General features: G+C 49.8%; 16 protein-coding genes and 1 riboswitch. Of the genes, 8 read left to right on the top strand and 8 right to left on the bottom strand.

Features of this window, described 5'->3' with window-relative positions; genetic code table 11:
• Positions 1–562 (bottom strand): RNA-guided endonuclease InsQ/TnpB family protein (locus ACYVI9_RS02685; RefSeq protein WP_460760309.1); only part of this gene is annotated, 562 nt, incomplete at its 3' end.
• Positions 563–589: 27 nt separating this feature from the next.
• On the opposite strand from ACYVI9_RS02685, the gene tnpA reads away from it, so the two are divergent.
• From tnpA to ACYVI9_RS02670, 3 genes are all read left to right on the top strand, one after another.
• Positions 590–1000, top strand: a complete 411-nt coding sequence (gene tnpA, locus ACYVI9_RS02680; protein ID WP_460760306.1) for an IS200/IS605 family transposase — start codon at positions 590–592, stop codon at positions 998–1000.
• Between the two features lie 127 nt (positions 1001–1127).
• Positions 1128–2282, top strand: coding sequence for an ATP-binding cassette domain-containing protein (locus ACYVI9_RS02675; protein WP_460760303.1), 1155 nt, complete (start codon positions 1128–1130; stop codon positions 2280–2282).
• Positions 2283–2386: 104 nt separating this feature from the next.
• Positions 2387–4156: a hypothetical protein gene (locus ACYVI9_RS02670; protein WP_460760301.1), complete on the top strand. Its 1770-nt coding sequence runs from the start codon at positions 2387–2389 to the stop codon at positions 4154–4156.
• 1 nt (position 4157) lies between these two features.
• Here ACYVI9_RS02670 and feoB read toward each other — a convergent pair whose 3' ends face one another.
• Positions 4158–6272: a ferrous iron transport protein B gene (feoB, locus tag ACYVI9_RS02665; protein WP_460760298.1), complete on the bottom strand. Its 2115-nt coding sequence runs from the start codon at positions 6270–6272 to the stop codon at positions 4158–4160.
• 131 nt (positions 6273–6403) lie between these two features.
• Here feoB and ACYVI9_RS02660 point away from each other — a divergent pair, with 131 nt between their 5' ends.
• From ACYVI9_RS02660 to ACYVI9_RS02640, 5 genes are all read left to right on the top strand, one after another.
• The gene (locus tag ACYVI9_RS02660; protein ID WP_460760295.1) at positions 6404–6847 is read left to right on the top strand and encodes an IPExxxVDY family protein; all 444 of its coding nucleotides are present in this window, start codon (positions 6404–6406) and stop codon (positions 6845–6847) included.
• Positions 6848–6858: 11 nt separating this feature from the next.
• Positions 6859–7092 (top strand): 4a-hydroxytetrahydrobiopterin dehydratase, encoded by a 234-nt coding sequence (locus tag ACYVI9_RS02655; RefSeq protein WP_460760292.1) that lies wholly within the window; start codon positions 6859–6861, stop codon positions 7090–7092.
• 215 nt (positions 7093–7307) lie between these two features.
• Entirely contained in the window at positions 7308–9446 is a 2139-nt protein-coding gene (locus tag ACYVI9_RS02650) for a peptidylprolyl isomerase (RefSeq protein ID WP_460760290.1), read from the top strand.
• A gap of 103 nt (positions 9447–9549) precedes the next feature.
• Entirely contained in the window at positions 9550–10053 is a 504-nt protein-coding gene (locus tag ACYVI9_RS02645) for a DUF2480 family protein (protein ID WP_460760287.1), read from the top strand.
• A gap of 62 nt (positions 10054–10115) precedes the next feature.
• Positions 10116–11405 (top strand): alpha/beta hydrolase family protein, encoded by a 1290-nt coding sequence (locus tag ACYVI9_RS02640; RefSeq protein WP_460760285.1) that lies wholly within the window; start codon positions 10116–10118, stop codon positions 11403–11405.
• Positions 11406–11428: 23 nt separating this feature from the next.
• Here the strand turns inward: ACYVI9_RS02640 and corA are convergent, their stop codons facing one another.
• From corA to ACYVI9_RS02610, 6 genes are all read right to left on the bottom strand, one after another.
• Entirely contained in the window at positions 11429–12535 is a 1107-nt protein-coding gene (gene corA / locus ACYVI9_RS02635) for a magnesium/cobalt transporter CorA (RefSeq protein ID WP_460760282.1), read from the bottom strand.
• Positions 12536–12648: 113 nt separating this feature from the next.
• A complete protein-coding gene (locus tag ACYVI9_RS02630; RefSeq protein WP_460760279.1) occupies positions 12649–13011 on the bottom strand; it encodes a bleomycin resistance protein in 363 nt (120 codons plus the stop codon).
• A gap of 66 nt (positions 13012–13077) precedes the next feature.
• The gene (locus tag ACYVI9_RS02625) at positions 13078–13623 is read right to left on the bottom strand and encodes a Crp/Fnr family transcriptional regulator (protein WP_460760277.1); all 546 of its coding nucleotides are present in this window, start codon (positions 13621–13623) and stop codon (positions 13078–13080) included.
• Positions 13624–13628: 5 nt separating this feature from the next.
• A complete protein-coding gene (kdsB, locus tag ACYVI9_RS02620) occupies positions 13629–14351 on the bottom strand; it encodes a 3-deoxy-manno-octulosonate cytidylyltransferase (protein WP_460760274.1) in 723 nt (240 codons plus the stop codon).
• A 103-nt stretch (positions 14352–14454) separates the two neighbouring features.
• Complete coding sequence (locus ACYVI9_RS02615) at positions 14455–15303, bottom strand: sterol desaturase family protein (RefSeq protein ID WP_460760272.1); 849 nt, start codon at positions 15301–15303, stop codon at positions 14455–14457.
• Positions 15304–15404: 101 nt separating this feature from the next.
• A complete protein-coding gene (locus ACYVI9_RS02610; protein WP_460760269.1) occupies positions 15405–15614 on the bottom strand; it encodes a putative signal transducing protein in 210 nt (69 codons plus the stop codon).
• 129 nt (positions 15615–15743) lie between these two features.
• Positions 15744–15939, top strand: a riboswitch (cobalamin riboswitch).
• The last annotated feature ends 16 nt before the right edge of the window (positions 15940–15955 follow it).

The following is a 15955-nucleotide window of genomic DNA, read 5'->3' as shown; positions in this document are numbered from 1 at the left end:
AAGTACCGTCAGATAGGGTTGCAAAAGTTTTCACTCCCATATCTATTCCAATGGATGTCTTTTCTTTTACAGGTTTCTTTTTAGGCAACTGTTTTTGGTTATCAACGAGTATGCTTACAAAGTATTTCCCTGTTGAAGTTTTGGAAACGGTCACTGTTTTAATCTCACCTTTGAATTGGCGATGAAAAATACAGGAAACGTTTTTCAACTTCGGTAAAAAGATAGTTCCATTTTCAAAGTCTGTTTTTACTCCTTGCGGAAATTGTATAGACTGCTTTTTATGTTTTGATTTGAATTTAGGAAAGCCGCCACCTTTGAAAAATTTGGTGTAGGCATTATCTAAATTTCTCAAACTCATTTGAAGTGTTTGTGAAGGACACTCCTTAAGCCATTTGGCTTCGGTGTCTTTCAATTCCTTCATTTGATTAGCAAGGTCTATACAGGTCAACTGTTTACGTGCAGATGTCCATGCTTGCATCTTGGTTTCTAAACCGAGATTGTAAACAAATCTTGCACTGCCGAAAAACTTAGCTAATTGTTGCTGCTGTTCTTCGGTAGGCAAAAGGCAATATTTGTATGCTCGTAACATTTGTGCAAAGATAGTAATTGCATTTCCACAGATCGTTCAAAGCATTATCTTAAATGCCATTTGATTTTTGTTGGTAAATACCGTAAAAAGCTGCTGATTGGCGATTTAGATAATGACCTGAAGTCTCTTTTACTTTCAATTACTTCTAAATCGGATTTTGAAATTGAAGTGGTTGAATCAGAGTTAGACCACATTCATTTTCTTGTTCGGTATATTCCAAGTCTTTCTGTTACTTCCATTGTTCGTAAATTGAAGCAGGAAAGTACCCTTGCAATTTGGCAAAAGCACAAAAACAGATTGTCAAAGAACTTTTGGAAAGAATGTACTTTCTCCTCAGATGGTTACTTCGTCTGTTCAATAGGTGAAGCAAGTCCGGAAACCGTCCGTCAGTATATTCTTTCACAAGGCTAAAATCTTTTGTGCCTTACATCCCACAAGCTAAAGACTTGTCGGTTTTACGGCACTTTTTATAAAAAATGGTTGTCTTAACCCCGTTTCGACAGTAGCAGGAATTTCGTAAGTTTGGCAAAAGTCACTTATGGAAAAGCAGGAGCTGCGCGCCAAAACCGTCAGAGACCTCTTGGCTAATAACGACCTGAATCCCGGACTGCGCAAGCTGCTGGATTGTGTTGCGGATAGCCGCGAACTATCCCTTTTCAAAGAAGCCATTGATCTTACCGACTGGCAGGAAGCTCATCCTGAGTCCAGGGAAGCGCTGCTGGAGCGGGCCAGACAGCTGCTGGAGAAGACAAGCCGGATACCGGTTAAGGAGGCGGAGACCCGTCAGCCGGTCCTGATCGCCCAGGATATTTGTAAACAATACCGCGGAGGTGGATTTTCACTGGGTCCTGTTTCACTGGAAATACGAAAAGGCCAGGTCTACGGCCTGGTAGGCGAAAACGGCAACGGGAAAACCACGCTTTTACGGTTGCTGGCCGGATCCATTCAATACGACAGCGGTTCGCTGAGCTATCGGTTGACGCGGCCGGCTCCGGACAGCTTTTCCCTCCGGACCCGGCTGGTCTATATTCCGCAGCGTACCCGTAAATGGTATGGCAGCCTCAAAGACAATCTTAAACTGGTACCCGCCTCTTATGGATTGCCCGCTGCGGAGAATGAAACCCGGGTATTGTTTATGATCGCCAGAATGGGACTGTGGAAGTTCCGGCACATGAAATGGTCCGAGCTTTCCTCCGGCTATAAAATGCGGTTTGAACTGGCAAGAACGCTGCTCAGGCAACCCGAACTACTCCTGCTCGATGAACCGCTCGCCAATCTGGATGTGCTGGCGCAGCAGATGATACTGGAAGATCTTCGGTCCATCGCCGGTTCGGTCAGTCAGCCCATCGCCATGATGCTGAGCTCCCAGCAATTATATGAAGTAGAGAAAGTTTCCGATAAAGTGATTTACCTCAGGGACGGGAAATATACCGACCGGGATTTGAATAAGGCGGCAGGCCCGGTCAGCGCCTTGGTGGTGGAGCTGGATACGGATGCCCGACGGGAGCAGCTGGCGATCGCATTACAATCCCTGGGCCCGGTAAATATCACCTATAATGGAGGGGTGTATATTCTCTATTTTGACGCAGTACATACTTTCGATCAGGTCATGCGGGTCCTGGGTGAAGCGCGGCTGCCGGTGACCTATCTGCGTGATATTACCCATTCCACCCGTAAATACTTTGTTCGCTGAGGTAGTTTCTGCGCCGCGGGCGCCCGGTCCGGACCTTTTTTGGTCGCCGGCTTTCGGATACTACCCGGAAGTCTTTCGAAAAATGCAGTAAAAACGGCAATGCAATGAAAACATTTATCAATAGGATCAACCAGCTGCTACTGGAACGTTATCCACTGATCTGGACCACCCGCCTGGTTTGGGTGCTGCTGATCAGTTTATTAATACATGGTATCTTTTTTTTGATGGGTCTGGCGACATTCCGGGATAGCAGCCTGTTGCAGCAATACTGGGGCGATATGCCTTACCTGCATAACGGCGCACTGTTATTCAGCATCATCTGTTCGATACTGGTGTTGGTGATCTGGCTGATGCTGTTATTCCGTCATAACGGTTTTAAGAACTTTTACCCTACCAGCCGTTGGCAGCTATTCGGGTCCTTTCTGATCTATTTTGTTATCTTCTTTTTTGTTTCAGGATTTTTTGTTTCTTATATCCTGGGTTACCAAACCTATATCAAGAACCGTTTTCCTGCAACAACAATGTGGCAGCAACGGGAACTGTCAAATCTGGCGGCCGCCTTTCTGAGCCAGGACCAGGCGTCCTATGGCATTGATCAGCGCAAATCACCTTCACCATTCGATAGTCTGTATTGTGAGACGGAGGAGGACCAGATTGATTTCAGGAAACCCTACCTCAGCAGACTAAATGATGAATATCAGTTTTACAAAGTCATCCGGATACAGCAGGACAGGTATGCTGACACGGTCGTACCGAACCCTGCTTCGGGGATCATTAAGCACCAAGACCTGAATGATACCCTGCAACTGCTGTGGCTGAAAGGGGAAGTCGTTGATCTGTCGCGCATCGCAACGGTGGAACTTAGCTATTATAATTACTCCCGTGTTCGATTCCCCGTCCCTGTTGAACACCGGGGATGGGGCAGGGAGCAGCCTGCATCCGGATGGCCAGACACCGCCGCCCGGCGACTTAACCAGCGGGTGCAGGCTTTGTTGAACCGGAAGGACCCCCGGGCAGTGAAAGCGGTAATGACGCGTTTTCTGGCGATCGCGGCGGCGTATCAGATCCAGACCAATTTAACGACTGATGCCTGGATGAACCTGGTGGATACCGAAGCGTATCAGGTGCAGCATTTTATCCGTAACCATCCGGATGCTGTTTTCGAAGCGCCTGTCCTGACCCCCTCCATTACACCAGAGCCGGATAGTACCACCGCCATCGTGGAGCCCCCTGCGATGACAGATCAGGAAGGCGCCGATCTGAAAAACCGGTTTTATCAGTCACATTTGACCGGTTATTATTTTGATACAGCCGGACTGGAGACTTCATTTAGTAATATCGAACATATACGGCGGTCCAGTTTTTGGAATTTTCAGGTTCATCTGCTCATCTGGCTGGCTTTTTTTCTTACGGTGTTCCTGTATATTTACCGGACTTCCGATTTGCGATCCCTGCTGCTCACGATTATTTTTGGCATTCTGCTAACGGTGTTTACCGGGCTATTGATCATGTTGCTGCAACTCAACAGCGACCTCGGGATCTACTACCTGATACTGATTATCGGTGCGCTGGTACTGTTGGTTCCATTCCTGGGATTCATCAGGCTGAAGAAAAATGTACGGGCGGTATTTATCAACCTGGGTCTGGCGATTATTGTGCCCTGGTTATTTCTGGTCCTGCTGATCATCAACCAGCATCAGGAAAAGTATTATATGCATCTTTACGGCGACAGTAGCTACTACCGGCTACGGCCAAGACTGATCATTGACCTGTTGGGCGCCCGATGGAGTTATATTTTCCTGATCCTGGGCTGTCTCTGTTTCTGGGGGTATAGCGGACTGGTCCGTAAATGGCGGGCCCTGCCTGAAGGTTAAGTTATTTTAATAATTGGTAGGAGATAAAGGCAGCCATATAGGCCAGCGCCGTCATGTAGGCCAGTTGGATCATCGGCCATTTCCAGGTGCCGGTTTCCCTTTTAACAATAGCCAGGGTGCTCATACATTGCATGGCAAATACATAAAACAACATCAGGGACATCCCGGTGGCCAGGGTAAAAACTTTGCTGCCATCACTGAAAGTGGCCTGTTGCATTCGTTGCTGCAGGGCGACATTTTCTTCGCCGTCGTCTTCTACACTGTAAAGTGTAGCCATCGTGCCCACAAATACTTCGCGGGCAGCAAAGGAGGTGATCAGCGCAATGCCGATTTTCCAGTCATAGCCCAGGGGTCGGATGACCGGCTCTATCGCTTTACCCATGATACCGGCATAAGAGTTTTCCAAACGGGCTGTTCCGTAATTTTCAGCGATTTGGGTGCTGTCGGCGCCGGGAAGGGTTAGTGCTGTTTCGTATTGCTGATGCACGGCCTGCATTTTTTCACTGGGTCCATACGAACTCAGGAACCAGAGGGCCAGACTGATGATGATAATAATTTTACCCGCCTGCACTACGAAGATTTTTGCTTTCTCAATCATCGTCTGCAGGGCATTTTTCCAACGCGGGGCCCGGTAAACCGGAAGTTCCAGAATAAAGAAACTTTTTTCTTTGATTTTAATAAAGAACTTGGCGACATAGGAAGCGGCCATCGCAAAGATCACGCCGATCAGATACAGCCCCATCATCACCAGTCCCTGCAGGCTGATAAAACCCAGTACCATGGTTTTAGGTATGACGATCGCCGTCAAAATAATATAGACCGGCAGCCTGGCCGAGCAGCTCATCAAAGGCGTCACCAGGATGGTCAGTAGCCTTTCTTTCTGATTTTCGATATTTCGGGCACTCATGATCGCCGGAACAGCGCAGGCGAACCCACTGATCATGGGCATCACACTCTTGCCGTTGAGTCCTACGGTGCGCATGACCCGGTCGGTCAAAAAACTGATCCTGGCCATGTAACCCGTATCCTCCAGTAAGGTAATCAGTCCGAACAGAATCATGATCTGCGGGATGAATATCACGATACCCCCCAATCCGGCTACCAGTCCGTTGACCAGCAGGTCGGTGAAATTATTTTCCGGTAATATTTCCGTCAGCCAGTTGCTGAAAGCGGCCGTGCCACCATCGATCCAGTCCATGGGATAGGAAGCCAGCAGGAATACGCACTGAAACATCAGAAAAAGAACGGCCAGTAAAATAAAATATCCCCAGAACCGGTGCAGGAATACCGTGTCCAGCTTCTCGGTCATCTTGGACTGCTTCTGCGGGTCCGGCAGGGTGACTGCCTGCTGCATTATATGAGAAATCCGCCGGTAGCGGTCCACAATTTCTTCGGCCTGGGTGCGGGTAGGGTTGAAATGGGTGTCGATTTCGGTCTGTTCTATCGCTTCCTGGGTGGCATCGGGCAGTGGAAAATTCTCATGATTGATCAGGTAATGTACGGCCTCATAATCACCTACGGGAACGATTTGCTGCAGCGCGGTTACCGAGGGCATTGCCTGACTGCCCACTTCTATAAAATTCCGGGGCGCGGGCTTGAACAGGGGACCCGCGACCAGCTCAATGGCTTTTTTTAAGGCATCAATTCCCTTGTTTTTCCGGGGATTTACCGCCACGACAGGAACGCCCAGTTCCCGCTCCATCTCCTGAATATCGATATGTATTCCTTTTTTACGGGCGATATCCATCATGGTAAGTGCCAGGACGACCGGCCTTTTCAGATCGATGAGCTGGGTACAGAACAGCAGGTTCCTTTTCAGGCTGCTCGCATCAGCCACTACTACGAAAACATCGGCTTTTATCTGAGGGTCCTGATCCAGGAGCACTTTATAGGCGACCTGCTCGTCGAGCCGCCTGGGATAGAGGCTGTAGGTCCCGGGCAGGTCAATGACCGTGGCCATGGCATCACCGACTCGGGTATGGCCCGTTTTCTTGTCTACTGTTACACCAGGGAAATTACCGACCTTCTGATTGAGCCCGGTCAATGCATTAAACAGGGAAGTTTTACCGCTATTGGGATTGCCGGCTAATGCGATATGTAATTTTTTTCCGCTCAAGATAGTAATCGGCAAAATTAACAGGCTTTCCGCTTGAATGTTTACGAAATACGGAAGTTTTTAATCCGGATTTAAGGAAATACCGTTCCGGTTGGGTTACCTTTACAAGTGTAGCACCTAAAAGGCAGGATATGGCATTATTGAAACTGGAACTGGATACCCAGGAAATTATTGATCATTTCTTCGAAGGGGCCAAATTACTGGGCATTGTCACTGCAGTAAAGGATTACCGGTTCTGCTGGAACCTGAATAAAATGCTGGACCTCGATTTTCGGATCAATCACGATATCGAAATCAACCTGAGACGAAAAGAACGCAATTATTTCTTTTCGGTCTATGAATACCATGAACCCCACACGGCCCTCTGTCACTATCTCTATAATAACCTGCATGACGGGGAGTACCTGCTGCCAGAGTTCAAGAACCTGGATTTTTTATGGCTGATGAAGAACGATACCGTCTCCGATGCCTTTCTGGCCCAGCTCAAGACCCTGCTGCTGAGCATCCCGGGCATTCAGCTGATTACCGAGCTGACCAATGAGAAAATCAGGAACAAGGAATACCTCATTTTTTAAAAGCAATGATTATGTGGCAAAAGCTCGAAAACCAGTTGTACCAGAAATTTGAATTCAGTGACTTCAGTGAAGCGTTTGGATTTATGACCCGGGTGGCCATCGAAGCAGAAAAGATGAACCACCATCCGGAATGGAAAAATGTCTATAACCGGGTGGAAATCTGGCTCAACACGCATGACAGCGGTGATATTGTGACGGATAAAGACCATCAGCTCGCCGGGAAAATCGACGCCCTCCTGGCCTGATATTCCGGTTTTTGACACTTCTGCGAACTTCTTTCTACCCCCAGGTCCGCCGGTACCGCTACCGTTGACCTGCCCGGTTATCGGGCCGACCCGACAGGGCCTGACCCGCCAGGGCCTGAAAGCGGGCCTATGCGCTGTCTCAAAAGGTTTTCCACAGTTTGTTGATATTTTCAAATACCCTATTTTTGCCAACCTTTTCTAATATATATAGTAATATGTCAATAATTCAACAGATCCAGGATAAATACGGCAAGTTCATGGCCGTTATCATTGGTCTTTCGCTGGTCGTATTTGTGGTAATGCTTGCTTTCGAGAATGGCGGCGGCCTATTCAGGGGAGACGTGAGTAGCGTAGGTAAGATAAACGGGGAACGGGTGGATATCCAGCAGTTTCAGCAAATGGTGGAACAGCAGACCAATATGATGCAGCAGCGGGGAATGGGCGGCGGAGAAGCCCTTAGCTTTCAGGCCAATGAAGCAGCCTGGAATGCTGAAATAGCGCGGGTACTGCTGAACCAGCAGACGGAAAAACTGGGCATCAGTATCGGTAAGAAAGAACTGAATGATTTACTGTTTGGTACCAATCCGCCTCAGGACCTCCGGCAGGCTTTTTCTGATCCGCAGACCGGTCAGTATAATCCGCAGCTGGCTCATCAGCAGATCACGCAGATCCGCACCCAGGGAACTGCCGATCAGAAAGCACAACTGAATGCTTTTCTGGACCAGATGGCCTTCCAGCGCCTGGCAGAAAAATATGATGCCCTGCTGACTTCCAGCATCAATTTTCCCAAATGGATGATTGAAAAGGAAAACGCACAGAGCAGCCTGATTTCCAAAATATCCTATGTTCGTACACCCTATGCTTCGATTGCGGATTCAGCAGTGAAAGTGACTTTGGCAGATGTCGAAAAATATGTCAGTGCCCATAAAAATGAATTCAAACAGGAAGCCAGCCGCAGCATCTCCTATGTGGCTTTCAATGCCCAACCCAGTGCTACCGACAGTGCCAAAGTTCGTGAGCAGATGCTGGAACTCAAAGCCGCATTTGACAGCACCGATGATGTAAAGCAGTTCCTGGTCAGCCAGGGGGTGAATAATTATTATGAGGGTTATATTGGTGGTGACCGTATCCAGGTGCCTGAAAAAGACGCCATCCTGGCGGCAGGACCCGGTCAGGTTTACGGTCCTTATCTTGATGGCACCAGTTATAGCCTCTCCAGAATCGTAGCCCAGAAAGCCATTCCGGATACCGTATCCATACGTCATATCCTGATCGGTCTTTCGCAGCAGGATCCGCAAACCGGTGCGCAGATTCCCATCAGGGATACGACAACGGCTAAACACCTGGCCGACAGTATTGCTCTTGCCATCCGCAACGGTGCCAATTTTGATTCTCTGGCGCTTCAGTTCTCTACCGATATGGGCAGCGCCCAGAACGGCGGTCGCTATGAAGATGTGCCTTCGGGACAGATGGTGCCGGAGTTCAACGATTTTATTTTCGGTAATCCTACCGGCACCAAGGGTGTAGTAAAAACCGATTTTGGATATCATTATATTGAAATACTTTCCCAGAAGGGCAGCGGTATGGGCTATAAGATCGCCTATATTTCCAAGCCGATTGAAGCCAGCAAGGAAACCGACGATGCCGCTTATGCCCAGGCAACAAAATTTGCAGCCCAGGCCACCGATGGCAAAGCCTTTACAGCCGCTTCTGATAAGCTGAAACAGGATGCCGGTGTTTATAAATCAGTGGCCCAGGATATTCCCGAATCCGGATATATGATCCAGGGCCTGGGAACTTCCCGTTCTTTTGTCAAAAGCATTTACAAGGCCGAACAGGGAGATGTCCTTGCGCCGGAACGCGTGGGGGATTTTTATGTCGTGGGACTGTTAACTGAAGTCAATAAGAAAGGCACCATGACGGCGGCCAAAGCCAGAACCATGGTGGAACCCGTGCTGATCAATGAGAAGAAAGCGGCGCTGATCGCTCAGCAACTGGGTAAGATTACGAGCCTGGAAGCAGCCGCTTCCACCCTGAAACAACCGGTGGAAACAGCCGATAGCCTGCGGTTCTCTTCCCAGGCTTCTCAGGCGCTGGGATTCGAGCCCAAGGTCCTGGGTGCAGCCTTCAATAAAGAGAATGTCAGCAAAGTGATACCCCAACCGATTGCCGGTTCCCAGGGGGTATATATTTTGCGGGTGGATCAGTTATCCAATACACCGGTAGAAGCCGCCAATGTGGAACAGCTGCGTAATATGCGCTATATGCAAACCCGGCAACAGTCTCAGTTCCGCTCCCTGCAAGCCCTGCAGGAAGCCGCAGAAATTGAGGACAACCGCAGTACCTTCTATTAACCGGAATTATTCAGATATTAGCTATCCCGGCCCTGGTGGCCGGGATTTTTTTTCCCGGTGCTGACGGGAACCATTTACCCTCCGGAAATGTTATTTTTGGCATATGGAGCCCATCAGAAATAAAGTAGCCGAAAGTGGCATCATTACCCTGGACCTGGAAAAATTTTATCCGGCTGAGGCCCCGGTGGTGTTTGATATCAAAGATTACCTGTTTATGGGTATGATTCTGAAGGAAAAGGAGTTTCGGCAGGCCCTTAAGGAACTGGACTGGCAACCCTATAGCGGAAAGACGGTTATCATTACCTGCGGTGCTGATGCGATTATTCCCCTATGGGCGTATATGCTGATCACTTCTTACCTGCAACCCCTGGCTGCCTCGGTGAGCGCGGGTAACCCGGAGGAACTCCGGCGCCAGGCGGTCCTGGAAGCGATCTATGCCATTGATCCGGCCACCTATAGTGATAAAAGAGTGGTCATCAAAGGCTGTGGCGATATCGGCATCGGTCCGGAAGCCTATACGGCCATTACGACCGTATTATTGCCCGTGGTCAGAACCCTGATGTATGGGGAGCCCTGCAGCACGGTACCGATTTACAAAAAACGGTGAGCCAACAGCGGCTTCATCGCTGTTGAAGACCCGAACCTGTCCAGTAATGATCAATGATCCATATGAAATATATTGTACCTGTATTTTTGGGGGCCGGATTGTTATTGACAGCCGCTTCGGTCTGTAGTCAGCCTGCCGCCGGACCGGCGCGCGTAGCGGGCATCGCGGTTAATTATGATGAAGCCCAGGTAGGTGTCTACCGGCTTCCTGATCCTTTGCTGCTGGCAGATGGCCGGCCGGTAACCGACAGCGCTACCTGGATGCAGCAAAGAAGACCGGAAATCCTGCAGCTTTTAGAAACCAATCAGTTCGGCAGGATGCCCGCGGCGCTGCAGCCCCTGCGCTTTGCGGTAAGGGAACAAAACGGAAAAGCCCTGGGTGGCAGGGCGATCCGGCGACAGGTTACGCTTTATCTCGGCCCGGACAGCCAGGACCATAAACTGGAATTATTGATTTACCTGCCCCTGCAGCCCCGGCCGGCGCCCCTGCTGCTGCATCTGTCATTTGTTACCAATGCCATGGCCGTTGATGATCCGGCCCTGCAGCCCGCCATGGCCTGGATCAAGGGCCAGCCCCAGCTACAGACCAGCAGTAATTTTTCAAAAATCAATCCGGCGCCTTTTATTAACAGGGGCATCGGTTTTGCCACTTTGTATTATGGTGATATTGAACCCGATTTTAAAGCCGGCATCCGCTACGGAATACGCCGGCAATTTTATCCACCCGGGCAACCGCGGCCTGCGGATGGTGGGGGTGCCATTGCGGCCTGGAGTTGGGGGTTAAGTCGTGTCATGGATTATCTACAGCAGGATCCTGCCATAGACGGCCGCCGTATCGCCCTGCAGGGCGCTTCCCGTCTGGGCAAAACCGTGCTCTGGACAGGGGCGCGGGATCCCCGCTTTTCGCTGATCATTCCCAGTATTTCAGGGGAAGGCGGCGCCGCACTGAGTCGCCGGAATTTTGGGGAGACCATCAAAATGATAACCGATACCAATCGGTACTATTATCAGTTCGCCCCCAACTATCATTACTTTGCCGACGAGGTCCCGAATCTGCCCATGGACAGTCATATGCTGATTGCCCTGATTGCGCCCCGCCCGGTATTGATACAGAGCGGTGACCGGGATTTTTTTTCAGATCCCCGGGGTGCTTTCTTGGCCGTGCAGGCAGCTGAACCGGTTTACCGGCTATTTGGTCTTGCCGGTCCAGGCGATGGCGATATGCCCGCGGCAGGGGATCGCAGCCTGCTGCATCCCCTGGGCTATTACCTGCATGCCGGCGGACATACCGTATTGCCGGAGGATTATGACGTCTTTATACAGTTTATGCAAAAGCAATGGGGGCTGCGCTAAAGGCAGCCGGGCAGGCAGGGTGTTCAGAACCAGCCACGGCGTTTAAAAATCAGCAACATCCAAAGCGGGATGATCAGCATGGCGGCCACGGCGATCCAGAAGCCCCAGTGCTGGCCGCTTAAGGGTATCACCTGAAAGTTCATACCGAAGATGCCACCGATCACGGTAGCAGGTGCCAGCAGGCAGGTAACAATGGCCATCACTTTCATCACTTCATTGGTTTTCAGGTTGACATTGCTGATATAGAGGTCCTGCAATCCCATGACCATGTCCCGGTAATTTTCTACCAGGTCGATGGCCTGAACAATATGATCGTAAACATCCTTATAATACCGTTCGTTGCCGGTACTCAGCAGCTCGCTGTCGCTTTTGATCAACCCACTGACCACATCCCGGACAGGGAAAATATTTCTTTTTAGTACAATCAGTTCTTTACGAAGGACATTGATCAATGCCAGCGATCTTTTATTGGTGCTATGAACAATATACTCTTCCGCATCTTCGATCCGGTCGCGCAGCCGGTCCATGACAATAAAATAGTTGTCGACAATGGTATCTATCAGGGTATAATACAGGTAGTCGGCTTCCTTGGTACGTGTTTTACTCAAAGGAAGTTTCAGTCTTTCCCGCAGGGGACCGAACAGGTCCTTGGCCGGGTCATCCTGAAAAGTGACCACGAAGTTCTTACCCAGCACCAGGCTGATCTGTTCCTGATCTACGGTTCGTTTTTCTTCATTGTAGTACAGCATATTCATCAGGCTGAACAGGATGTCATCGATTTCGTCCATCTTTGGACGCTGATTGAGACTCAGAATATCTTCCTGCAGCAGGGGATGGATGCCAAAGACCGCACCCATCTTTTCAACGTCTTTTTTTCGCAACCCATCGATATTAATCCAGACGATGCCGCCGCGGTCCTTCAGTGCTGACAGTTCATCCAGTTGGCAGGCCTTGTATTCCTGTACGCCTTCTTTATTGTATACATAGGCCGTGATGATCACGGTGGTCGCTTCTTCCCGGACCGGGACCAGCGTGGGATTGACGGAAAGAATTTCCTTGGTACGGCTGGTGCCAAACAGTTCCAGAAGGTTGGGCAGGAACAGGTATCGCAGATATTTTTCGGGGTGCATGGGTACTTGCTGAAATTTTAAATTGAGGATCGGTCACCGTGTCATAACTAAGGTACCATTATTTTTTTGGCCGCTATCAGTCGGTACATCCCGGGAGCTGCAATCCTTCGGGATTACCGCTGCATTGCCTGGCCGAAAGTCAGTAGATTGCTGTCGGGATCCAGCAGGGAAAATTCGCGCTGTCCCCAGGGCTTGTCCTGCAGCGGGCCGTTGGGATGAATCGGTACGCCCGCTGTCCGCCATTGCTGATACAGCAGATTGATATCGTTACTACGAATATATACCTGACCATCGTTGGTATCTGGATCGAGGTCCTTAAAAAGGAAGAAATGTATTTCAATCTGGTCTTTAATCAGCATCAGGTAATCTTCATGGGCATCTGTACCCGTTAGCCGGAATCCCAGCTGATTGATATAATAGTTGCGGGTAATGGCTTTATCGCGCATCGGCAATTTGGGGTGGATCGCTGTAAGCATAATTTATGGATTTTCATAAAGGTCTGATAAATTAGCCCGTTTGCAACTGATCCGGATCAGAAAATATCAGTACCTGGCACGGACACGGCTCAGGGTTTCGGGGGCTATTTTCAGATAGGAGGCGATCATTTTTACCGGAAATACCGCAGCAACCAATGGTTTGGCACGGGTGACCAACCGGTATTTTTCTATAGGACTAAGGTCCTGATCGAACATTTCAGTGCGCAGACTGACCGGCATAAAAATACGGCTGAGCTGCAGAAATGCAGGTGACTGACCGATCAGATAATGGATGGATTCCAGGCGCAGTTCCAGCAGGCTGGATTTTTCAAAAGCTTTCAGGCTTAGGACAGCCGGCGACTGGTCCATCAGGCTTTGATGATCGGCCATCCACTCACCGGGCAGGTGCAGGTCCACCACTTGTTCTTCCAAATCCCGGATCAGCAACTGGTAGCAGGCGCCCGACTGAACGAAGAAAACGGAGCGGGCTACCTGACCGACACGGGTGATCAGTTCGTTTTTTTCAAAATGCCTGCGCTTTAATTGTTCCTCGAAGCGCAGCTGCGCCTCGGCAGGAAACCGGCCGATATCACTGAGTTGGGGAACTTGCATGGCGGTTATTTGATCATTTGCAGGGCCTTCTCCAGATCTTCCGGCGTATCAATGGCGATATTGGTATACCTGGTTTCGGCCATATAGATATCTATATCATGATAGAGAAAACGCAGTTGTTCGAGTTTCTCGGTCAGTTCCAACGGCGCCTGCGGTAATTGGGTAAAAGCCAGCAATGCTTCTTTGCGGAACGCATAAACACCGATATGCAGAAAATAATCTGCTGCTGCACCACCTTCCCGCAGGAAGGGAATCATACTGCGGCTGAAATACAGGGCCCGGCCCTTTTTGCTGGTAACGACCTTAACCATATTGGGGTTGGCGGCATCGGCAGAATCGTCCATCCGGCGCATCAGGGAGGCCACCCTTACGGCGGGATCCTCAAACAGCCGGACCAGTTTTTCCAAAGGTGCTTTCTGAATAAAAGGTTCGTCTCCCTGGACATTGACGATGACTTCGGCATCCAGACCCGCGGCCGCTTCTGCAATACGGTCGGTACCGCTTTCGTGGTGGCCGGTACTCATCAAAGCTTTGCCGCCCCTTTCGATGATTTCCCGAAAAATAATATCACTGTCCGTGACGACATATACCTGGTCGAACAGCCCGCTGTTTCTTGCGGATTCATAGGTATGTACGATGACCGGCCGGTCACCCAGGGGTTGCATCAGTTTGGCCGGGAAGCGGCTGGCCGCATACCGGGCCGGAATCATAGCGATGACTTTTTCCATAAAATACCTTTTAAAAGCGGGAAGGTACTACTGACTTCCGCAAGGAAGTTGAAAAATACGAATTTCTTCTTTCCGGGTGCCGGGTTTTGAGGAAGTTGGGGATTTAACGGTCCGGGGTTCCGGTATTTTTTCCGGATGACTTCCGCCGGAAAGGACTTTTCATGAGCCCGATAAAATCTTCATCTCGCTCATTGGGGTAATGCCGGTCCAGGCCATAGCGGATGCGGGTAGTTGGCAGGCTGGTAAAGGTACCCAGCAGCCGGTCCCAGAAGGAAAACACCGCGCCGTAATTACTGTCGGTATAGGGTTGTTTCCAGTGATGATGCACTTTGTGCATATTGGGAGAAATCAAAAGATAGCTGATGGCCCTGTCGATCGCCGGGGGTAAATTGATATTGGCATGGGTAAAGGCGGTGGCCAGCACCACCAGCGTCTGGTAAATCATGACGCCATACATGGGGGCTCCACTGACAAAGATCAGCAGCAGAAAGAAGATGCCGCGCAACAGGCTGTCTCCCGGATGGTGTCGCAGGCCAGTGGTCACGTCGACTTTATTATCGCTGTGATGGATCAGGTGATAGCGCCATAGATAAGCATTTTTATGCATGATCCAGTGCACCAGCCAACTGCTGAAATCGAGTGCCAGTACACTGATCAGAATGGTGATCCAGATATTGGCATTCATCCAGTAAACCATTCCCCATTGCTGATGGAGGCACCAGTCCGACAGCAGTACAATGAATACCGCCAGTCCGGTATGGATGATCAGGTGGATTACTGTAAAGCCGAAATTAACCAGTGCGTGCCGGAACTTGTTGCGCCTGTAAGCCAGCCGAAACAGGGGAATGGCGCCTTCGATGATCCAGAAAAAGAGCAGCCCACCCACCAGTAGGGCCATGCGCTCCAGCGGTCGCTGATCCAGGCTTGAAAAATAGGCAATCAGATCCTCCATGGTGATTCGTTCTTATATTCGATCGTATGGTATTTTAAAGTTACGGGAACGTCCCCGGATGCCTGTTCCGGATGCCGGTCGGCAGGCTGAGCTCTTGGCTTTCATCCATCGGCGTCCTTTCCGTTAATAATGGACAGTGCCCTTTCGATCTGGGGTGCCGCTACCATCAACTTAATGCCCGATGCATGAGTAAGCATCGTAACCGTGTATTCATCTTTGAGCCAGCAATTGATATGTTGATCCTGCAGGCGGCCCATCATCAGGTGGGCGCTGATATAATTGTCAAAAACGGCAGCAACGATAAATTCCATAGGCTAAAGTTAGGCAAAATCGGGCGGCAGGAAGGCGGTCGCAGTTTACCGGGTCAGACCTTACTTAATATTTTATTTTTTAGCATTCGGTTTTAAGTACCTTTGCGGCCTGATATAAGTTCTTTTCATTTTTCATCTGTCGGAGATGGTCCTCAATTCGCGTTGAGGATAATAGGGAACCGTGTGAAATTCACGGGCTGTCGCGCAACTGTAAGCAGCGTTCAAGGCCTTACCCCATATATCCACTGTAATTGTCCAAACAATTATGGGAAGGATGGTAAGCGCCGCTGTAAGCCAGGAGACCTGCCATTTCTGCACCAACAATGCTTTCGCGGTATAGA

The sequence above is a fragment of the Niabella terrae genome (genome assembly GCF_054783135.1).
The sequence above is the reverse complement of the archived record's forward strand: the minus strand, read 5'-3'. Positions and strand labels throughout refer to the sequence as shown.